The organism is Shewanella waksmanii (assembly GCF_043643685.1).
Lineage (GTDB): Bacteria > Pseudomonadota > Gammaproteobacteria > Enterobacterales > Shewanellaceae > Shewanella > Shewanella waksmanii_A.
Genome location: NZ_JBHZSN010000001.1, coordinates 327,411 through 349,306 on the forward strand (window position 1 = coordinate 327,411; position 21,896 = coordinate 349,306).

The 21,896-nt window shown below is 43.7% G+C and carries 16 protein-coding genes; 6 read left to right on the forward strand and 10 right to left on the reverse strand.

Going from position 1 to position 21,896, the window contains the following annotated elements; translation table 11 throughout:
• The first annotated feature begins 1 nt into the window (after position 1).
• Positions 2 to 1,363 (forward strand): NCS2 family permease, encoded by a 1,362-nt coding sequence (locus ACHUFW_RS01505; RefSeq protein ID WP_394200219.1) that lies wholly within the window; start codon positions 2 to 4, stop codon positions 1,361 to 1,363.
• Between the two features lie 52 nt (positions 1,364 to 1,415).
• On the opposite strand, the gene ACHUFW_RS01510 is transcribed toward ACHUFW_RS01505, so the two are convergent.
• On the reverse strand, positions 1,416 to 1,835 hold the full coding sequence (locus ACHUFW_RS01510) for a CBS domain-containing protein (RefSeq protein WP_394200220.1): 420 nt from the start codon (positions 1,833 to 1,835) through the stop codon (positions 1,416 to 1,418).
• Between the two features lie 131 nt (positions 1,836 to 1,966).
• On the opposite strand from ACHUFW_RS01510, the gene dapE reads away from it, so the two are divergent.
• On the forward strand, positions 1,967 to 3,166 hold the full coding sequence (dapE, locus tag ACHUFW_RS01515; RefSeq protein ID WP_394200221.1) for a succinyl-diaminopimelate desuccinylase: 1,200 nt from the start codon (positions 1,967 to 1,969) through the stop codon (positions 3,164 to 3,166).
• Positions 3,167 to 3,587: 421 nt separating this feature from the next.
• Here dapE and olsF read toward each other — a convergent pair whose 3' ends face one another.
• The 4 genes from olsF to ACHUFW_RS01535 form a co-directional block, all read right to left on the reverse strand.
• Complete coding sequence (olsF, locus tag ACHUFW_RS01520) at positions 3,588 to 5,336, reverse strand: bifunctional ornithine lipid synthase OlsF (RefSeq protein WP_394200222.1); 1,749 nt, start codon at positions 5,334 to 5,336, stop codon at positions 3,588 to 3,590.
• Positions 5,337 to 5,499: 163 nt separating this feature from the next.
• On the reverse strand, positions 5,500 to 9,204 hold the full coding sequence (locus ACHUFW_RS01525) for a two-component regulator propeller domain-containing protein (protein WP_394200223.1): 3,705 nt from the start codon (positions 9,202 to 9,204) through the stop codon (positions 5,500 to 5,502).
• Between the two features lie 137 nt (positions 9,205 to 9,341).
• On the reverse strand, positions 9,342 to 10,673 hold the full coding sequence (locus ACHUFW_RS01530) for a YjiH family protein (RefSeq protein WP_394200483.1): 1,332 nt from the start codon (positions 10,671 to 10,673) through the stop codon (positions 9,342 to 9,344).
• Between the two features lie 353 nt (positions 10,674 to 11,026).
• Positions 11,027 to 12,571 (reverse strand): methyl-accepting chemotaxis protein, encoded by a 1,545-nt coding sequence (locus tag ACHUFW_RS01535; RefSeq protein ID WP_394200224.1) that lies wholly within the window; start codon positions 12,569 to 12,571, stop codon positions 11,027 to 11,029.
• Positions 12,572 to 12,962: 391 nt separating this feature from the next.
• On the opposite strand from ACHUFW_RS01535, the gene ACHUFW_RS01540 reads away from it, so the two are divergent.
• Positions 12,963 to 13,649 (forward strand): DUF998 domain-containing protein, encoded by a 687-nt coding sequence (locus tag ACHUFW_RS01540; RefSeq protein ID WP_394200225.1) that lies wholly within the window; start codon positions 12,963 to 12,965, stop codon positions 13,647 to 13,649.
• 1 nt (position 13,650) lies between these two features.
• Here the strand turns inward: ACHUFW_RS01540 and ACHUFW_RS01545 are convergent, their stop codons facing one another.
• Together ACHUFW_RS01545 and ubiU are read right to left on the reverse strand one after the other, a co-directional pair.
• Entirely contained in the window at positions 13,651 to 14,544 is an 894-nt protein-coding gene (locus tag ACHUFW_RS01545; protein ID WP_394200226.1) for a U32 family peptidase, read from the reverse strand.
• Positions 14,535 to 15,536: a ubiquinone anaerobic biosynthesis protein UbiU gene (ubiU, locus tag ACHUFW_RS01550; protein ID WP_394200227.1), complete on the reverse strand. Its 1,002-nt coding sequence runs from the start codon at positions 15,534 to 15,536 to the stop codon at positions 14,535 to 14,537. Before ubiU ends, ACHUFW_RS01545 begins: the two co-directional genes overlap by 10 nt.
• 198 nt (positions 15,537 to 15,734) lie before the next feature.
• On the opposite strand from ubiU, the gene ubiT reads away from it, so the two are divergent.
• A complete protein-coding gene (gene ubiT, locus ACHUFW_RS01555) occupies positions 15,735 to 16,244 on the forward strand; it encodes a ubiquinone anaerobic biosynthesis accessory factor UbiT (protein WP_394200228.1) in 510 nt (169 codons plus the stop codon).
• Positions 16,245 to 16,439: 195 nt separating this feature from the next.
• On the opposite strand, the gene ACHUFW_RS01560 is transcribed toward ubiT, so the two are convergent.
• The 3 genes from ACHUFW_RS01560 to ACHUFW_RS01570 all read right to left on the reverse strand — a co-directional run bounded on the left by ACHUFW_RS01560 (position 16,440) and on the right by ACHUFW_RS01570 (position 19,215).
• Positions 16,440 to 16,712 (reverse strand): hypothetical protein, encoded by a 273-nt coding sequence (locus ACHUFW_RS01560; protein ID WP_394200229.1) that lies wholly within the window; start codon positions 16,710 to 16,712, stop codon positions 16,440 to 16,442.
• Positions 16,713 to 17,290: 578 nt separating this feature from the next.
• Positions 17,291 to 18,439 (reverse strand): L-threonine dehydrogenase, encoded by a 1,149-nt coding sequence (gene yiaY / locus ACHUFW_RS01565; RefSeq protein ID WP_394200230.1) that lies wholly within the window; start codon positions 18,437 to 18,439, stop codon positions 17,291 to 17,293.
• Between the two features lie 317 nt (positions 18,440 to 18,756).
• Complete coding sequence (locus tag ACHUFW_RS01570; protein ID WP_394200231.1) at positions 18,757 to 19,215, reverse strand: hypothetical protein; 459 nt, start codon at positions 19,213 to 19,215, stop codon at positions 18,757 to 18,759.
• 290 nt (positions 19,216 to 19,505) lie between these two features.
• Here ACHUFW_RS01570 and ACHUFW_RS01575 point away from each other — a divergent pair, with 290 nt between their 5' ends.
• Together ACHUFW_RS01575 and ACHUFW_RS01580 are read left to right on the forward strand one after the other, a co-directional pair.
• Entirely contained in the window at positions 19,506 to 20,420 is a 915-nt protein-coding gene (locus ACHUFW_RS01575) for a sensor domain-containing diguanylate cyclase (RefSeq protein WP_394200232.1), read from the forward strand.
• 349 nt (positions 20,421 to 20,769) lie between these two features.
• Positions 20,770 to 21,891 (forward strand): class I adenylate-forming enzyme family protein, encoded by a 1,122-nt coding sequence (locus ACHUFW_RS01580; RefSeq protein ID WP_394200233.1) that lies wholly within the window; start codon positions 20,770 to 20,772, stop codon positions 21,889 to 21,891.
• The last annotated feature ends 5 nt before the right edge of the window (positions 21,892 to 21,896 follow it).

Here is a 21,896-nt window from a genome sequence, read left to right on the forward strand (position 1 = left end):
TATGACCTCGCCCCAAGCGACATCAACTTCGGCCGATAGTGCGCCAACATCTAAACTTGACCAGTTTTTTTCAATTAGCCTTCGTGGCAGTAATGTAAAGCGGGAAACCATCGCCGGTTTAACCACTTTTTTAGCCATGGTTTATTCAGTGATAGTGGTGCCAAATATGCTTGGTACCGCAGGGTTTGATCCTGGCGCTGTTTTCATTGCCACCTGTTTAATTGCCGCTTTTGGCTCTTTGCTAATGGGGTTTTGGGCAAATTTACCTATGGCGATAGGTTGTGCGATTTCATTGACCGCATTTACCGCTTTTAGCATGGTATTGGGACAGGGGATTTCAATACCCGTGACCTTAGGTGCCATTTTCCTGATGGGTATCGTGTTTACCTTGGTGAGTGTGACTGGGTTGAGGCAATGGATTTTAACTAACCTGCCTAAAGGCATTGCCCATGGTACAGGCATAGGTATTGGTCTATTTTTGTTACTTATCGCCACTAATAGTGTGTCACTGATTGTGGCCAATGATGCTGGTCTACCTGTGAAGTTAGGTGATATTCATAGCTTACCGGTACTGGCGACCATTATTGGACTAGCAGCTACCATTGGACTTGAGCGCCGCGGTGTACCTGGTGGCATTTTGTTGGTCATTATCGCGTTATCATTGTTTGGTCTGGCATTTGATCCCAACGTTAAATATCAGGGCTTTTTTGCATGGCCAAACTTGTTCTCTGAGTCTTCTCTTATTGGTCAGATGGATATCTTAGGCGCACTGAATCCGGTCGTGCTGCCGATTGTACTGGCATTGGTTATGACGGCGATATTTGATGCGACCGGTACGATTCGTGCAGTAGCAGGTCAAGCAGAACTACTTGATAAAAAAGATAATATTATTGATGGTGGTAAGGCGCTGACTTCTGACTCGGTGAGCAGCATATTTGCTGGTGCGGTGGGTGGCTCACCTGCAGCGGTATATATTGAATCAGCGGCAGGTACAGCGGCAGGCGGTAAAACAGGGCTCACAGCAGTGATTGTTGGCGTGCTGTTTTTGTTGATGATGTTCTTAGCGCCGCTCAGTTATTTGGTACCAGCCTATGCCACAGCACCTGCACTGATGTATGTTGGGTTGTTGATGTTAAGTAATGTCACTAAGCTCAACTTCGATGATAAAGTCGACGCCATGGCGGGGCTAACCTGTGCCGTGTTTATTATTTTAAGCTGCAATATCGTTACCGGCATTATGTTAGGGTTTGTGACGTTAGTGATAGGTCGTATTTGCAGTGGTGAGTGGCGTCAGCTTAAACCTGGCGTTTTGGCTATCACCTTAGGTTTAGTTATATTTTACATGGGTGGTTGGGCAATCTAGTCGCTAGACCGAAAGCGTCGCCATACCGAAAGCATTTTGGGCGGCAAATTCTTCAAAGCGTTTCATCATAATTGATAAACGCTTTGAGGAGATCTTTCCAGGTGATAATGCCAACCAATTGACCATTGTTAAGTACCGGTAGCGAACCAATGCCATGTTCAAGCATCTTTTCACTTGCTTGTTCAATACTACTCTCGGGTGAGATGGTCACAGGTTTACGGCTCATTACTTGGTGAGCCCTTTTTTGTAAGGTTTCTGCGTCACGTTCGGTTTCGCAGATTTGTCCAAGATGAGGGCTTAAGGCCCGTAAAAAATCGCGTTCTGATAATACTCCTTGAAGTTGATTATTCTCGGTCACCAACAAATGGTGAAAGGGGGCATTATCAAAAATCTCTTTTGCTACCGTTAAGCGGTCGTCCATGTCGATGGTGACCACACGGCTGCTCATAATCGTTTCTACCTTGATAGTCATACGCATCTCCTTGTTATACTAGTTATAACAGACAAAACATCGTTCAACAAATAGCCATGATAAAGTCACAATAATGTCATTGTTCTTGGGTCTAATAGCTGATGATTAGGCCTAACCTCAGGACGTAAATTATGATTGGCGTTCCAGCGTATTCACACTCACTTCCGTCCCCAAAACAGCTCACTCATAAAGCGATTCGTTATACCGAAACACTCATCAGTAAAGCATCAGTTACTCCCTATGATGCTGGGTGCCAAGCTTGGGTTGCGCAAAAATTACAGCAATTGGGTTTTCATATTGAACAATATGATGACCATGGGGTTACCAATACCATTGCCAGTTTATCCAATAGTAAGCCGGTATTGGCATTAGCAGGCCATACCGATGTCGTCCCGCCTGGCGATCTTGAGCGGTGGCAAACAGACCCGTTTAGCCCTGTTATCAACAATGGCATGTTAATCGGCCGAGGTGCCGTTGATATGAAATCTGGGGTTGCAGTAATGCTGGCGGCACTAGAGGACCATATTCAAACCCATGGTCGCCCCCAACAGAATTGGCTATTTTTGCTCACCAGTGATGAAGAGGGTGAGGCAGAATATGGTACGCAGTCGATAGTTCAAAAGTTACAGCAGCGCGATCAACTTCCTCAGTATTGTCTTATCGCTGAACCGACAGCTGATAACCAAGCTGGCGATGTGATTAAAATTGGCCGCCGTGGCGCAATTTCTGGTCATTTAGTGATAACCGGTAAACAGGGCCATGTTGCCTACCCTGATAAAGCGATTAATGCGGTGCACCTAAGTGGACAAATCAGCTTTGCACTATCTCAGTTAACTTGGGATACAGGTAGTGAAGACTTCCCAGGAACGAGTTTACAGGTGACCTATGTGAACTCCGGTGAGTTTAGCGATAACCTTGTGCCGGCTCGCTGTGAGATATGGTTCAATTTGCGTTACAGTCACCGCTATGATGTTGATATGATTAATACGCGTATTCGATTGGCCGTTGAGCAAGTGCTGGCAAATAGCGGCGCAAGTTATCAGCTTAGTTGGCAACGTGATTGTCAGCCTTACCACATTGCCGATATCGAGGATAAAAGTGCCAGTTTAATCACCAAAGTGGAGCAGGCGATTGTTGATGTGACCCAACGCTTTCCGCGCTTATCAACATCTGGTGGTACATCTGATGGCCGTTTTTTGAGCTCGGCGCAAACTCAAGTCATTGAGCTTGGACTGCCTAATAAGACCATTCATCAAGTTAATGAGCGTGTGAGTTTAGCCCAAGTGGTGCGATTGTATGATATCTACCGTAAGCTGTTACAGCAGTTTTAGCAGCTCAATTCATTTTATTGATTTTGTAATAATTAAACCGGAATAATCGAGGCGCTAGCGATGATGCCTATTTGGTAAGATGATACCTGTTCGGTAAGGTGTTGCTTGTTTGGTAGGGTGTTGCTTGTTTGATAGGATATTGTCTATTTAGTAAAAAGTCAGCGCCACAAGTCAGCTACACAAATCATTTAAACAGGCTCGCAAGCAACTCAAGCTCGCAAGTAAATTTAAGCAAAGTAGTTTTAACTAATCTGTGCAAAGTGACTAATCTGTGCAAAGTGGTTTTTAATCAACCGCTCTGGCAGCTCTTGTCGTCATTTTACTATGTTAGCGACTTATTGTGTGCAATAACCACACAATAAGTCGCTGCCTGGTATCAATGTTCAACATCTTGCCCCAGTGCTTGGGTGAACAATCACGCCTAAGAGACTTGATTGAGCTCTGCTAAATGGCAATCTATGTAACGGCTGCGTTTTTTCGGCTTGAGCTTGTGGGTATCAACCAAGACCAGGCCGTCGATGCAATCACCGAATTCTGCATCGACACCAAAGTCTAAAAACTCCACCCCGCCAGTTTGGCAAAGCTCGCCATATTGTTTGTACAAAGCTGGTACAGCACTGTTCATGCTAGATAGTGCCTGTTTGAGCTGTTTAAATTCTGTTTGATAATCCAGCCCAGGGTACTGGGAGGCTAAGCTTTGCTGGCGTGTGGGCTCTATGGTGTATTGGCTGTTCGCTTCTGCCATGGCTTGTGTCGGCGCAAAGTGAGTGCGATAAAAATGCACTAGGCTCTCTTTGGCATGTTCAGGTAGATTGTCGCTGATTGAAACTGGGCCAAATAAATAGCGACACTCAGGATGTTTTGCAAGATAGGCACCGATACCGAACCAAAGATAATCTAAGCTGCGTTTGCCCCAATATTTAGGTTGTACGAAGCTACGTCCAAGTTCTAACCCTTTTTCAAAATATGGCGTAAATGCTTGGCTATATTGAAATAACGATTGGCTGTATAGCCCAGTTTCATTAGTAGCAGCATGTAATTTGGCTGCATGTCCAAAACGGTACGCGCCAACAATTTCTAATGCTTGAGGATCCCAAAGTACCAAGTGCAAGTAGTGAGCATCATACTTATCGGTATCGCGGCGTTTGCCACTGCCTTCACCCACAGCGCGAAATGCAATTTCTCGCAAGCGGCCTATCTCACGCATGATCGGCGAGCTATCGCTGTGTTGGTATAAGAAGATCTGTTTATCGTCGTGGGTTTGCCCAAGCAGTTCACATTGCATTAATGCCTCATTGAGATCGCTGCGAGATTCTGGGTGAGCAATGGCATTTTGGGTAGTAAATAGAGGGCTGCGATTTTTACCAATACGGTAGAGGTGGTTCTTGAGCAGCTTCACTTGGGTTTTAAGTGGGAAATCGTGCCCCATTACCACTTCTTTCGGAATAAGCTGCCCGATTCTAATCGGCATGGTTTTTTCAGCTTGTTTGAACATCTCTTTGACTAACATCAAGCTGGCTAAGGGTTTGTAAATCATCGAAGCCCCATAAAATGCGGCTGAGTTTTTTGCATCGGCAAACATAGGTAATAGCGGTGCATGGCAAGCCTTGGCTATTTTTACGAAACCACTATGCCAATGTAAGTCACGTACACCATTTGGACGCAAACGAGACACCTCTCCAGATGGAAAGATTAACACCGCACCTTCACTTTTTAAGTGTTGATGGATGTTATTTAAATGCTGTTTAGGCGTGCCGCCAGTCATGTTTCTTACTGGCAGTAAAATATTGTGTAGTGGGGCTAAAGCCATTAATAGCTCATTGGCGACGACTTTAATATCTGGGCGGATTTCGCTAATCAGTTTTATCATCGCGAGTGCATCAAGGGAGCCAATAGGATGATTGGCGTAAATGATGACACGGCCTTCGCTGGGAATATTCTCGACTTCGCTATTAGGAACACTGTAGTTAAAGTTGAATTTCGCAAGTACCTGCTCAATAAAATCGATACCACTAAGGTAATCAAACTCTTGGGTGATTTGCTGGCACTGCTTTTCCATAAGAAAATAGCGTAAAAGCGCTTTTGTTGGCGTTGCCAGCCAAGGTGACTGATTGATCTTAGGTAGGTTATTGGCAACAACATCATCAACACTAAAAATGGTCTTTTCCATAATGGTCACTCGTAGTCTGTTCCATTCAATTAGGGAGCGAGCTAAATACTGATACACAGCTTTAGCGAGCTTAAGGGCAGAGTACGGTGGCCGTTTGACCAGTTGATGACTAATTTATTGCAAGTAAATGAACGAGGACGAGGCACTTAACTCTGATAAAAGCTTAACCCTCATCTAGTAAGCTAAGTGGTAATTTTATGGTAAATAGGCTGCCATTATTGGGGCTCGATTGTAGTTCGATATTGCCCCCTAGAACCTGGCTCACCAAGTTGTAAACAATATTCATGCCTAAACCACTGCCGCCTTTTCCGCGCTTAGTGGTATAGAAGGGGGAAAAAATATTGTTTTTAACTTCTTCACTCATACCACAACCATCATCCTGATAAGTCATGATCAGTGCATCGTCACCGCGAGTGATGGTTAGGCTTAGCTGGCCGCTTCTGCCATCAGGGTATGCGTGGATCACAGAGTTATTAAACAAGTTACTGATAATTTGATAAAACGCACCGGGGTTACTGGTTACCTGCAGGTTTTTAGGACAGCTGTATTGATATTGATGTGGGGTGCGAGAAAGTAAAGGATTGAGAGAAACAAAAATTTCATCTAAATAGTTGTGTAGATCGAATTGGCGAACGTCTTCGTGGGATTGGTCAACAGACACTTGTTTAAAACTCTTAATCAGCTTAGAGGCGCGCTCAAGGTTGGTTAGCATCAGTTGTGAGCATTCGGCAACCTCTTTTTGATATTGCTCGAAGTCATCATGGGAGACATCTTCATTGGCATAAGCCTGATTAAATTGTTTGACGCTTTCTTGTAGGTGCGATGCAGCTGTGACACTGATACCTATGGGAGTATTGATCTCATGGGTGATAGAGGCGACCAAGCCACCCAGTGCGGCCATTTTCTCTTTATCAAGCAATTCTGTTTGCGCATGCTCTAAACTTGCTAAGGTATCTGTCAGCTCCTGATTACTGGCCTCGAGTGCTTGAGTACGAGCTTTAACGCGGTCTTCGAGCTCTGTATTTAACTGCTTTAAGGCGAACTCGCTTTGTTTGAGTTGTTGAATGTTCTTTATGGTGCCAGCAATTCGAGTGGGTTTATTATGGCTGTCGCGATTGACAACCTGGCCTCGGTTGAGTACCCAAACCCATTGATCATTTTCACCGCGGCCGCGATACGCGACAGAGAATTTGTCAGCGCGGTTTTGTAAACATGCTTCGAGTTGCTGGCGTATTTCAGCAATATCATCTTGATGAACACATTGAGCTAATACCTGCTCTAGACTAACAGTATCTTTGGGGTAGTCTAGAAACGAGTTGGTTCGGACTGTGCGTTTAGCCACCAGGTCCCAGTCCCAAAACTCATCACCGCTGCCCCACAATGCCAACAGTAAACGTTGCTCGCTATTTTCAATGCGGCTGAGCACCTGAGATTGTTGCTTAAACTGGCGGTGTTTAAAGTAAAACAACCAAGTGATGAGCATTAAAATAATGACGATGTAGCTCGCATAAGCCCAGGAGGAGCGCCAAGGTGCTGGTGGAATGATAATTTTCAGTTGTTTATTGGGACTCAAGTTGCCATTTAGATCTCTAGCTCTTACTTGAAATAGGTAAGCACCAGGCTTTAGCCCAGTAAAATAGATAAAGCGTCCTTCTGGCGAGGGGAGCCAAGTGTCACTCACGCCAATCATGCGATACTCATAGCTAAGCTCATCAGCTGCATGTAGGCTAGGGCTATGAAAGTGCAAAGAAAACACTTGGTCATTGTAGTGTAGTTTTAGGGTGGCGGCGCGGCTGCCTTTTTGCAAGTTGCTGGTTGTGGTGGTGGGAAGCGCAACTTGTTTATCTAAGATGTATAAAGCATCAATAATGGGGCGCTTGGGGGCTGATGCTGGGCGAATATCCGCTGGTTGGAAATGGTTAAAACCATTAATACCGCCGAGATAGAGCCTGCCAGAATCTGCTAGGTAGCTAGCGCCAAAATTAAACTCATTGTCTTGAATGCCATCGTTACGGGTAAAACTGGTAACCTGTTCGTTGCTGGGGTTGAAACGGCTTAAGCCGTTAGCAGTGCCAAGCCATAATTGGCCACTGACATCTTTGGTTAGCAAGTAAACAGTATCACCTATCAAGCCCGATTGTTTGCTGTAGAATTGATGCTGTTTAGTCACAGTATCGAACTTTACTAAGCCATCGCTGCTGGCAATCCACAGTAGATTATTGTCACCGAGCACAATATTAAACAGGTGATTAGAAGGAAGTGCAGCATCAACGTAATGGTGGAATTGACCATTGAGATCTAACTCGACTAACCCATCTTGATAAGAGGTAAACCAATAATGTCCTCTGGGATCTTGAATGACATCGGTCAGTGCATTGGTCGGTAAGTGATTGATCTCATTTTCATCATAATGAAAGTGCGTTAACGAGCCCTTTGAGTCGATTTTAATGAGGCCGTCATCCTTAGTGGTTATCCATCCTTGAGCTGCATTGTCAAAAAATACCGAGTACAGCTGATTGCTAGGTAGATAATTTGGGCTGTTGGGGTTGTCGCCTTGGAATAAGTGTTGATACTGGCCTTGTTCATCATAAAGATACAAGCCATTGCCACGGGTACCAAACCAAAGCTGGCCATTGGGTGCTTGTTGGATAAAGCTAATAAAGCTATTACTTAGGCGGCTATTGTTTGGGGCAAACTTTTTAAAGCCGCTGGTTGGTTGATTGTCCGTTAATTTTGCCACGTAAACACCTTTGGCTGTGCCAACATACAGGTTGTCTTTATGGGGAAATATTGCCCTAACATCTTTGTTTCTTAAATTGTTTTTACTGAAGCTATAAGGGTGAATATGGCCAAATAGTTGACTGTTCAGATTGACCTTATTCAGCCCACCACCTTGGGTGCCTATCCACATTTGCCGCTCATCATCTAGCCATAGCGTATTGACCAGTGGACTGGATAAAGAAAAAGAATGTGAGCCATTGTGTTTCAGTGGCTGCGCAGTTTGCAGCTTAGTGTCGTAAAGGGTGACCCCCTGATTTTTGTAGCCAATCCATAAAGTGTTTACCCCATCATATTGCAGGCTACTGATAGCGGTATTGAGCTGACGGTCATGTAGTGATATGGCAGAAGTCATGCGTTTTTTTGGGTTAAATAACCACAACTCGCCCGTTTCAGTACCTAGCCAAAAGTTGTTATTGGGTGCTTGCTCTATGCTAGTAAACTTGCTGTTTCCTGCGGTAATTTTTGCACTAACAAATAGGTTTCTAGTGCTATCGAGTACCATCAGTTGATGCTCGAACAGTACCCATAAGCGTTTAAACTGATCTTGAAATAGCGCAATAATTTGGTCACTGGCAATGGCCTGCTCAGAGCCATCGGCGCGATATTGTGCCCGTACCTTGTTGTTGCTCGGGTCAAAGTAAACTAGGCCTTGATCGGCAGTCGCTATCCATAAGTGGCCAGTGCTGTCCTCTGCAACGTCAGTAATGTGATTGTTGGGTATGCCACTATTGGCGAAGTTAAAGTACTCAAAGGAATCAGATTCTGGGTGATATAAGTTAAGTCCGTCACTTCGGGTAATGAGCCATAATCGATTACTGTCACTGAGGTACAGCTGGCTGATGTGTTTTTTAGATGGGCCTTGGGATTGTGGATTGGGTAGGTATACTCGAAACTGTTTGCCATCAAATCGATTTAGTCCAGCTTGGGTTGCAACCCATAAGTAACCTTGATTGTCACTAATTACGTCATTAACTGTATTCATCGATAAGCCTTCATCAACACCGAAGCTATCAAACCTTGGTGAAAAATGGGCTGCGCAACTGTAATAGCTGAAGCAATAGAGGATGACTAGCAACAGTTGTCTCATGACACTTCGCCGATTAATTTTTAATAAAGTTAGGGTGTTAAGCTATAAGTGTAGAAGGGATTAATGAAAGTGCGAGATAAGTAATAAAAAGGGAGCCTAGTTAGTGGCTCCCTTGGTTTTAATTGTGACCGTTAGCGTTAAAAAATGATATGCGCTACACCAGCGATAACAGGCAGAGTCACCAATGTACGTAGAATGAATACCACGAACAGTTCAGCGATATTGACTGGGATTTTACTACCAATTAATAGTGCGCCGACTTCACTCATATAGATAAGCTGCGTAACAGACATAGCCGCAATCACAAATCGGGTCATGTCAGATTCAATCGATGCAGCTAGAATTGACGGAATAAACATATCCGCAAATCCGACAACGATGGTCTTTGATGCCGCGGTAGCTTCAGGAATCTGCAACAATTCTAGTAGCGGAATAAATGGCATACCTAAGTAATCAAATATTGGCGTGTATTCAGCGATAATCAGCGCCACAGTACCAATGGCCATAACCACAGGAATTACACCAAAAATCATGTCGATGACGTTCTTAACGCCATCTTTAAGTGTATGGCCAACACCGCCGGCTTTTGAGGCTTTATTTAACGCCTGATCTAGACCCCAAGACATCACGCCGTGCCCATGGGGAATCACTTCATCATCAGGATGACGTGGCGTGTTGTCGATATAGTGATCTTTTTTCCAGCTGAGCGGCGGCAGTTTAGGCACAATAATCGCTGCTACAATACCGGCTAAACAAACCGTTAGGTAAAATGGTACGAATAGATGTTCCAGTTTTACCTGCGAGATCACCACTAACGAGAACGTGATTGAAACTGCAGAGAAGGTGGTACCGATGACAGCCGCTTCACGTTGGGTATAAAACCGAGCTTCATATTGCTTGCTGGTCATCAAAATACCGACGCTACCGTCGCCCAACCAAGATGCCATACAATCAATAGCACTGCGACCTGGCAAGTTGAAAACGGGACGCATAATTTTGGTCAGCAGCGTACCAAAGAGCTCTAATAGGCCAAAATTCAATAGTAGCGGTAACAGCATGCCGGCAAAGATAAACACACAAAATAATACCGGTAGTAGATCATTTAATACTAATGCACCAGTATCACCTGAGCGGATGGCTTCAGGACCTACTCCCATAAAGGTTAATACGATAAACACCGCACCAAGCAGTCGCACCACAGTCCAAGCTGGTGACACATCCAGCAGAGAAGTGAAAAAGCGACTATTGCTAACTATTGCAGGTTTAAAGGCTTTAGTTGCCAACGTAGCAAGCGCAGTGGCAACGACGATTGCGGTGACAATACCGATAATGGCATCACCGATATAGGCTTGTAAGCCTTTAGAGATGATCGCGATGGGGATAGTGATCGCGTCGTTATAGCTTATCGGTGTCATGAACAGCAATAAGCCGATAAGTGAAGGAACGATAAAGGTCAATATCGTTCTCATGTTATGGGTTTGTTTTTCTGCCACTTTTTTACCCTAAATATCTACTTAGTTGATTCGAGTCGTTTACGTTACAACTCATTGCTAAAGTTTTTTTGATGCTGAATATCCATTCAAGCGTAGCGACGAAGGTTACTCCCTTCATCTAGCCATGTAAAACGATTCCAGCAATAGGTGAGAATAATCACTGATGAAGAATAGTTATTAGCTGATTTTGACTAAATATATTGTAGCGGAAAAATAGCAGAATGCACCATGTAATTTTTGGTTAAAATCCTTTTAAAACAATGTGGTAGTTATGTTTGTAGATGTTATTGTTTGCCGCCATCTAGACAGCGGCAAACAATAATTGATGATTAACCAAAGGTTTGCCTTAATCCTTTGGCTTTATCTGCATTGTATTTTAGTTCGAGAATGGAGTTTTCAACCTCGGTCAATGCCGACAAGTTAGAGTTTGCAGCATGGTTTATTTCATAAATGCCGTGATTAATTTCGCTGACAACCTGTTTTTGTTGGTCGGCAGCGACCGCATTTTGCTGTGCGAGTGACTGAATATGACTAACCGATTGGTAGATGTTTTCCAAATGATTGGCGGATTCTTGGGTTTCATTAGCACAATCTTGAGCTTGCTCTTTGCTTTGTTCCATCTGCTTTGCCCAATCGCTGAGCATATTAAACATCTTATCCACGCTGGTGGAAATGCTGTTGGTTGATACTTGAGTGCGAGAAGATAGGGCTCGAACTTCATCTGCCACAACGGCAAAGCCTCGACCTTGCTCACCGGCTCGTGCTGCTTCGATGGCGGCATTTAGGGCTAACAAGTTAGTTTGCTCTGCGATGGCATCGATTTCGCTCATGGCATTGGCGACTTGTTCGGCTTCTTTATTGAGTTGTTGAGCGTTTTCTGCCGCCACTGTGACCGAATGGGTGAGGGTGGCAATACTGTTGGCATTAGTTTGCATCTTATCGCGACTGTCAGCGCAAAGCTGGTAGGTTTGTTCAATATGATCGGAAGTGGATTGGGTGTTGGTCGCAACCTCGCCGATAGTGGCGCCCATCTCTTCCATTGCACTGGCTATTTGCTCTATTTGCTGGTTTTCTTTGTCGATGCCCGCATGGGTTTGGTTAGCAGCCACGATTAATTGGCTGGCAATATCATTGATGGTATTGGCGCTATCTTGGTTGCGTCCCAGCACGCCTTGAAGCTTGGCTTCTTTCATTAGCATCTGAAAATCAAGTAGTGATGAGGTATCACGGCCACAATAGATAAAACGGCTGACCGAATCATAGTTATCTTTTAATGCCATCAGTTTGGCAGGGACGCGAAATGCTTCGTCATAGAATATGGCGAGATTAATAGCCATCAATATGCAGCCTGCGACGATCACTTGCCACCCAAACAAGTACCCGGCTATCGCTAAGCCAGTGGTAGCACTTATGGCGGAGATGATGCGCTTGTTGTTTAGGCTAAGCGGGTCATTTACCGATTTACCTAGGTTTAAGCGTTTGTAGATTTTCTCTGCAGCTGTAATGTAGGCCTGTTTAGGTTTAACACGCACAGATTGGTAGCCGATGACTTTACCATTTTCATATAGTGGTGACACAAAAGCATCAACCCAATAAAAGCGGCCATCTTTGCAACGATTTTTGACTACGCCTCGCCAAGACTGTCCTGCTTGTAATTTTTGCCACAGATCAGCAAATGCCGCTTTGGGCATGTCGGGGTGGCGAATAATGTTGTGATTTTGACCAATCAGTTCTTGTTCAGAATACCCAGAGATATCGATGAATGTTTGGTTGATATAGGTGATTTTTCCAGATAAGTCGGTACTCGAGATCAGTTCATCATCAGCGGCGAGCTTAACTTCCCGCATCGCTTGGCTTACTTGCTGTCGGGTCATAAATTACTACTCAGAGGTTAATTTTAAATTGAACACTTATATTTTTTATGTTGTGGATTTTATCACTTAACCATTTGTTTTGTTAGCCATATCACATAAAAACCACAATTGTGATGTGGATTAGTTTTTCCTGTGTTTTTGCCATGGATATCCGCTATTTTCCAATATGCTGTGCTGTTATATTTCGCTTTATTAGCGAATGCTGCTTTGTACTGATTTCAGAACAATGGCAAAAAAGGGTAAGAGAAAAATAGTGGTTAAAAATTGAACGTAGCCAACAATCGATTTGTTAGTGATTGACCACATTGTAAATATTTCAGGCTAGACCTTAGTAATAAAATCTGTTTCCATAGGGGTTTGTGGCATTTTATGTGTAGTGAATGTAATAACTATGATCTCAAGGCAACAAAAACTTTCTAAGCTCGCATTTCGGTTTGGCATGCTTGGTTTGCTGGGTTTAGTGCTAGGTGTGGTTGCCGCTACATTGAGCTTTTCTGATGTTGATGGCCACAAATTTAGCTTTTTGAATTTTTCCGTTAGCGAACTTGGGCATTACGGCCACTCCCAAGGTGCGGTGCTGTTAAATGGTGGGTTGTTTTTTGGCAGTTTAAGTCTGGTGCTTTTTTGTTTGTTCGCTATGCAAATCAGTGACAGCCCCTGGTTATTACCTTGCTTTGTGCTTTTAGGTGCTAGCTTCTTGTCGCTTGCTGTGGTTGGACTGTTTCCTATCAACGTGTACCATTTACACAATAAGGCCATGCATTGCTTTTACTACTTTGGCTTTAGTAGTAGCTTGATGTATCTGTTTTATATTGCGTTTGCTAAACGCCGATTTGCCGCTTTAGGCAGTGTATTTTGGGCGTTTATTACTTGGCTTAGCTTCACTTTATCGCTGTTATTAGCGCATTTAGATATCGGTATCGCAGTTAATGGTAAGCCGTTTTATCAGGAAATGGTGATGGCGCAACCAAGGCCTGAGCTTTGGTGGCCAGCATTAATCGAATGGGTGAGTTTAGGCTTATTTATGATCTGGGTATTCTCGCTGGTTTGGAGCCAGCGAGAATCACAGGTGGAGTGAGCTAAACCGCCGCGCCTAGGGTAAACCCAGGCTTTCCATGCCAGTATCCATCGCAATGTGTTTGATTATCGCTTCGTTCAATAACCGTTTCAGCGTTGATGAGCCGTTGTGCTAGCTCAATACAGCGCAATGATGATGGTGATACCCGAAAGTAATCAACCCCCATTGTTTGCATTGATTGCAACTGATCCGTTAAATCAATCGCTTGTGCAGATTGAGTCTGAATACCGTTAATACGCAATAGTGGTTGGTTTTCTTGGGTTTGTGCAAGTAAGCCTTTACTATGTTTTATGCAGGCTATTTGACAGCCATCCTTTTGCCGACCAAGTTGTCGTGCGGTGAAGCAGCGAGCGGAATGAGCCAGTGGCAGATAGCCATGACCAAAAACTTCGGCTTCAAAGTGCTGTTGTTGTCGATTTGCCAAAATATGTGCTAGCCAATGTTTTGATAGTTCAACGGGCATGACAAACCGCTGCATTCCCCAAGTTGCCAGCTTGTTTAACGTGGCAAGATTATAGTTATTGATAGTTGGACCACAAATAAACGGCAACCCCAGTGATTTAGCCACTGATACCGCTCCCATATCGTTAGCCTCAATAGCAAATTCACCATTATCAATATGCTTACTTAGTTCAGTAAACTCGGACGGTGCTTCAATTAAAGCCAATGTAGACAGTACGACCTGCTTGCCACTGTCCCTTAGCTGTTGTGCAATAGCAAAGTAATCTGCAAACTTCATTTCACGGCGACGACTGCAAACCGCTTCACCTAAGTACACAAGCGGGATGTTGCTTTCGGCAACGTGTTGGTAAAACTCGGTGACCTTCTCTTTCGACCAGCAATAAAGCAAGGGGCCCAGAGAGATTTTTAAGGTGTTTTGCATATTTACTGCCATGCTCGCTCGTAGGCGCCTAATGTCGTTGTTTGACCTTCAGAGACTTTGGCTAATGCCAGATCCCATTGTTGTTTGGTTTGATAAGCTTGTGGATCATTTAAATAAGTATCAATGGCTTGGCGCCAGACTTTAGTCACTTGCTCAACGTAGGCTGGACTGCGTTGGCGGCCTTCAATTTTCAGTGAAACCACGTTAGCTTTGGCGAGTTCAGGCAATAGACTTAAAGTATTAAGACTGGTTGGTGACTCTAATAAATGACTAGGGTGACTGTTTTCCTCGGTGGTGTAACGGCCTTTACACACCACGGGATAACCCATTTGCTCATCAATACTGGACTCGTCGATGAGCACGTTATTGAGCCGGGTTTGACGACTGCCGTTAACCTCCTGCCAGCGGACATGTTGAGCCGGTGAGCAAGAGCCACCGGTATTAGGAGATTGTCCCGTTACATAAGAGGATAGATGGCAACGGCCTTCGGCCATGATGCATAAGCTACCAAAGGCAAAGACTTCTAAATCAACAGGGCTAACCTTAGACAGGTCGCGGACCTGTTTCATCGAAAGCACTCTTGGCAGTACTGCACGCTCAATGTTGAACTCTTTTTTGTACAGGCTGAGTGCGCCCAGGTTGGTGGCGCTAGCCTGAACCGATAGATGTAAAGGCAGTTTAGGATAGCGGCTATGGGCATAATCAAGCAGGGACAAATCGGCCATGATCAGTGCATTTACGCCGGTATTCGCCGCTAGGTCAATGGCGTCATACCAGCGCTGTTCTTCGCCCGGTTTAGGAAAGGTATTGATCGTTAGGAATATTTTTTTACCTAATGCTTGGGTGTATTGCGCTGCTTGCTGTAGCTTTTTTGGGGTAAAGTTTAATCCTGCAAAAGAGCGGGCATTGGTGTCATCTTTTAAACCTAAATAAACAGCATCAGCCCCCGCATTTAAAGCGGTTTTTAGTGAAGCCAGATTCCCTGCTGGACATAACAGCTCCATATTGTGTTCTCCCACAAAAAGATTGGAGTGTAAAACCGATTCCAGTTTGAATTGTTGATGTAAAACAGGTTTGTGATCATAAAATCTGGTTAAACTTGGTTTCTTTTTCGTAGCAGCAGCTAAGTTGCTGTATTAATCGCCAAATGTTTCATTCATTTTGGTGACCTTATCATGTTGATGTGTATGGAGAGACCTTTGATGCAATCGCGTTTTTTTGCCAATGCGGCTAAACAGCTTATTAATCATGGACCACAGGTGATTGCTAAGCCATTGCATTTAGTTCCATTTGCAGTGAAAAGCCAAGTGCTACAGCGACTATTGAGTTTGGTTCTAAAGCAGCAAATCGCAGATGAGGAACTGGATTTTCTTAATCAGCGCTGGGTGGGTATCGAAGTGAGTGACATGGATCTTCGTTTTGAAGTGAGCTTTGATAAGCAAATCGTTATTGTACCTAATGGTAACGCTGAGGTGGTTTTTAGTGGTAATTCTAAAGATCTGCTGTTGATAGCCGCTGGCAAAGAAGACCCTGATACGCTATTTTTCCAGCGAAAGCTCACTATTGAGGGCGACACTGAGTTAGGGCTAGAAGTAAAAAATCTGCTTTTAGGTGTGGAGTTTGACACTATGCCTGCGCCACTGCGTGACAGTGTTGAAAAGTTGGCTGAGCTACTACAATTTTTGCAACGCCAAAATCCGGCATCCGTTTAAGCTAATACCAATCGGCATAAAGATGTGACCGCTCAGCGAGAGTTTAGCGCTTTTGAGATAAGGTCATAAAATGCTCTTGCCGACTGGTATAAGTTGTAGATGCACCTTCATCAGAAGTGAAGGTGCTGCTAGATGGCTAAGTGTTTAAGTGACTAGTTGCTTAAGTACCTATGAGTAGTTAAGCCTTAAGCGCGGTTACTTTTTTTTGCTGAGCCACTGGGTCAGCAATGAGATACTTAAATGTCCAATGGCGGCTGCGAGTCCTGCATAGAAAAACGTCGGCATAAACCAGCTAGTAAAAGTAGCAAGCACGTTATCCCATTGTGTGGTTCCCCCCGCATAAAATACGCCTCCGGGGTTTTGTAGCCATTCCCATAATGTCACTAGACTACTTATTACCGATGCGGTAATCAGTCCAAATGCGATTCCAAATGACCAAAAGTGCTGTCCAAGTTGTGCCCATTGCATAGCGAGGTTGGATCCTTACTTATTCATTTTACTCAGTGTAAACCAGCTAGCTTAAGGTGACATGAAGTTAACATTTAGCTGTTTGTCTACCCATAAAATTAAGGCCCAAGAAATCAACTTTCTTGGGCCTTTAGCTTGCTGATTCTTTGCAGGGAAAAAGCGAACTGTTAACAGTCTATAACACTTGTATCTCTTTGTGCTAGCGGTTTTGCTAGAAAATTTGCGCTGTGACCGGGTGAATATTTTACTCGCTGATTTGCGGTAGATTTTACAGACAGTTATTTAGTAGGGGGGACCTTTTGAGCTGGTTTTGCAGCGGTTTATGGGGTTTTTAGGTAGAGGCTTTGATATGTAGCTGCGCTACTAGATAAGCCTAAAACATAAGCCTAAAGCGCAGTTAAAAGGAGTAATAAGCACTGTCAGAAGCGGGCGGCTACAAGCGTTTTCTGTTTGTTGAGGGTGTTTTACTTAGTATGCTTTATAAAAAGGCCTAACGATGAGTTAGGCCTTTTGCGCTTTAAGTTTGCAGGGAAAAGCGCGAGAGGGGACGGCCGTAGACTGACCGCAATTTCTTACGCTTATAGTGCGTTAGTGAAGATTTGACAGATCTCTTCATGGGTTGCTTGCTTAGGATTGGTTAAGCCACAGGCATCTTTTAATGCGTTGTCTGCAAGCGTTGGAATATCCTCAGCTTTCACCCCAAGTTTGGTGAGGTTTTCAGGAATATGCACCGCAACTGAAAGTGCTTTAATTGCATCAATAGCTGCTGTTGCGCCTTGCTCGTCAGACATACCTGTAACATCGACGCCCATTGCTTTGGCGACATCTTTCAGGCGAGGTGCAGCCACTTGCGCGTTATATTCTTGAACATGTGGCAACAATAACGCATTACATACCCCATGCGGTAAGTCGTAAAAACCACCAAGCTGGTGAGCCATTGCATGAACATAACCTAAGCTGGCATTATTAAAGGCCATGCCTGCTAAGAATTGTGCATAGGCCATTTGGTCACGTGCATCAATGTTTTGACCATTCTCTACCGCTTCCACCAAGTTGCCCTTGATAAGCTCAATCGCTTTGATGGCGCATGCGTCAGTGATAGGGTTTGCCGCAATAGAAACATAAGCTTCAATGGCGTGGGTTAATGCATCCATACCGGTAGCAGCAGTAAGTCCAGCAGGTTTAGCTAGCATTAACTCTGGGTCATTTACCGATAAAATAGGCGTGGTGTGTTTATCAACAATCGCCATTTTGATATGACGCTCTTCATCGGTAATGATGCAGAAGCGGGTCATTTCACTTGCAGTACCTGCAGTGGTGTTGATTGCCACTAATGGCAGCTGGGGTTTGCTTGAAACATCAAGTCCTTCATAGTCTTTGATGCTACCGCCATTGGTTGCGACCAAAGCGATACCTTTGGCACAGTCATGGGGTGAGCCACCACCTAATGAGATGACAAAATCACAATCATTTGCGGTTAGCAATGCTAGGCCCGCTTCGACATTGCCGACGGTTGGGTTGGGTTGAACACCAGCGAAGATAACAGAGCTGATATCTGCCTGGCCTAGCTTTTCAGTAACTTGGGCAACCAGTCCAATATCAACTAATGGTTGGTCTGTGACAATAAGCGCACGTTTAAAGCCAAGGGTTTTAATATCACCAATCGCATCATCGACGGCATTTTGACCAAGTACGTTAACAGATGGGATAAAAAATTTAGCAGCCATAAAATCACCTTTATGCTCAAAATTAAAAGTTGTTATCTTTTCTGGTAACTAAAGTACCAACCCAAGTTGCTAAAAGGTGTGATCTGGTTCTAATAAGCGGCCTGATTAGCCATAGGGATGGTGAAAAAGTCGATCTGTACGACTTATTTTGTAATTTTATGACAAAAGTGTAAAAACTGGCCTCTTTCTCGCTAGCGAGCAGGCTGGTTTAAGTACGGTAGGTGGAGGCCAATCCCCGCTTATAGGCTGTGGCGTGTGCTTATCTGTTAGTGAAGGGCATAAGCCTGCGGGGAAAAGCGTTGTCGGTAAAGCTGCACTTATTGCTGTGCAGTGGATTTGAGTAAATCAGGTAAATGACGGTAGTTTAGATAGTGATGAATATATCCCACATCTACCTCGGCTTCATTGGCCATTTGGGCAAAATGTACGTTCATTCGTTTCAATAGCGCGGTTTTAACCTCTTCAGGAGGTAGTGACTGATTGCTAACATAGCCCATGTAATCTTGCATTTCATCTAGGGTATGAAGAGCGGGTAGCTGGCTCTCTGATGGGTGTTTAAATAATCTATTAATACGTTCGATACCGGCTTTAAAATCGGAAGTTGATAGACCAATATTTGCGGCAATAACTTGATAACACAGCTCTACGGGGGTGATAAGGCACTGTTTCGGCGTAATTAGCTTGATGTTGCTACCCGGCAGAGGCTGCGCTGTCACGATGGAAGGGATGAGAAATAGCGAAAATAAACCACTTAGTTTAAGTGAAGATGAAATCATACAAATACTCCATTATTTATGCTGATTTAATCGAGCTGAAGTTCATACCTTAACATGGTTTTTTTAGCTGTAACTAAATTAATACTATATTTGATTCAAGCTTTTGCTGAAGGCTAGACCTTGAAGAATTATTAGCCAAGAGAATGGCATGTATATAAAGCATATTTTTGTATTTTGACCTTCAGTTCGATCTCTTTATTTATTCTGAATCAAACAAATCTCAGATGGCACTGGCATGCTTCTGCACTTTGGCTATGGTTTACATTAGGTAAACTAACAGGCAGTGTGTGATGGACGATATAACTAAGTTTTTAGATTTTCTCGCTGACGCCATTATTATTGTAAATCGTCACTCACAAATCGAGTTTGCCAATCGCGCCTGTGAACGATTATTTGGTTATGCGCAGGATAGAATGCTAGGGTTATCGATAACCGATTTAATGACGCCAGAAAAAGTGAAGGGACATCATAATAAAGTGGCTAACTTTATTGACAACCAGTCCCACTCTCGGCCAATGATGTCTCGCAGTATTATGCCGTGTATTAATGCTAAAGGAGAGTGCTTTAATGCTCGCATCTCCATTTCTAATATTCAATTTCACGGGCAGGCGTGTGGTATTGCCACGATTCAAGATTACTCAACCGTTCAAGAGCTCATTAATGAGTTACGCAGTGAGGCCAGTACCGATCCGTTAACAGGGCTGTTTAATAAGCGTCATTTAGACAATGTGATGAGTAAGCCCTATTTGGGGATTTATGACTCTGGATGTCTGGGTGTTGCCTATATTGATCTTAACGGATTTAAGCAAATAAACGATAGTCTAGGTCATGATGTTGGTGATAGTTTGTTAGTCGCGATGTCACAGCGCATGCAGGCGCAGTGTCGTAGTGATGATGTATGTTTTCGACTTGGTGGAGACGAATTCCTTATTCTTTTTAAAATTAATTATCACAAGACCTTTCTCGATGAAGCTAATGGAATAGGTAAAAAGTTACATCGATTGCTGACCCAACCTGTGGTAGTAGACAAACTCCGCCAACCTATTACCGTTGGCGCTAGCATTGGTATCGGCGTAGTCCCGTTTGATGACAAAGATCTTGCTCGAGTTATTGAGTTGGCAGACAAGGCAATGTATTTAAGTAAAACGCAGCAGCAACCTTATGTGTTAGTTAAAGAGGCTAGTGAACAAACAACCTCTATTTAAGTCATTAAATATCCGTTATTTTTCTTGGGTACTCATATTGAACTTCACTTCGAAGATGACCTCAATTTAATACAATCGAACTAGGGATCGTAAGTCTTTTTTGTTACTGGTCACAAGTGTTTCATGATTGTTAATCTTTGGCGGTTGTAATATCTTGTTGCCCGAGCGGACGGCTGAAAGTCATTCTTCATTAGTCAATAACATACTTGAGTAGATTGTAATTATGGACCCTAACAAGCATTTTCTATCTTCTCATAAAAACAATGTACTTATTAAAGTAAGTGAACTTAATCAAGCTGTTGTGGACTTTTGTAGATACGTTTTAAGTCAAGATAAGAATCTAGTTATTGTGGACGCAAACGCTCACCATATCGATATACAAAAGACCGCATTAGAGTTAGATGACACTGACATCTTGACAGATACTGAATTGAGCAAACTTTGTGGCCCATTCAACGTTGATAGTGCTTTGGTCTTAGCTTGTAAGAAGCACGTTATGCTATTTACTTCAGGCTCTACAGGCCGAGCCAAATGTATCAAGCTTGTTCCCGGTAAAGTGATGCAGTCGGCGCTAGATTTTTGTGATTGGTTTAATATCGACTCGACTTCGAAAGTACTTTGCATTGCACCTTTATCAACGATGACAGGATTGCGGACTCACCTATTCATGCCTATGGTAAGTCAATGCCAAGTAATGCTGTCAGGTGTTGGTGATATCGGAATTTTTAAGTATCTTGAAATAGTCGAAAAACAGGCGGTGACTCACCTTATCGTTGGACCGCCTTTTATAAGAATGTTGGCGGTTATCGCCAAGAGAATCGCGCCATCACAAATTACCTCACTACGGTATATATTATGTACCGGAGCAAGCTTATCTCAAAAAGATGTGGCGACTATTCAGCAATATTTGTCGCTGAAAGTGTTGAATTACTATGGGTTGACGGAAACCTATGGATTTTGTATTGCGCAAAGAGCAGATGATAACAATTTAGAAAGTGGCAGTATTGGCATAGCAATCAATGGTGTTGATGCGCAATTACGTCAACCAAACAGTGATGGAGTGGGGCGCCTTATTATCAAAAGTGACCGACTATTTTCGGGTTACCTTGGCGCCGAGGGAGCCAAGGTGACTGAACTGGATACTGGCGATTTGGCGAGCAAAAGTGGATCTGGTGCGATAATTTTGCATGGTCGAGCCGATGAGGCCATCAAGCTATCTAGCACCGAGCTTGTTTACCCTCATGACATTGAATCTGTGTTGAAAGCCTGCAGTTATATTGATGATGTGGTTGTTGGTAGGCATGAACAAGGTTGGCAAGCAACGATAGCCTCTGGACTTGCTAAATCTGAGCTGCTGCAAAAGTTGAAAGCCGATCTTGATGGAAAATATATTCCGCCATATTTCTCGGTTTCAAAGACATTACCGCGAACCCCATTAGGTAAACTTCCGCAACGATTAATCAAGGATTGAACATC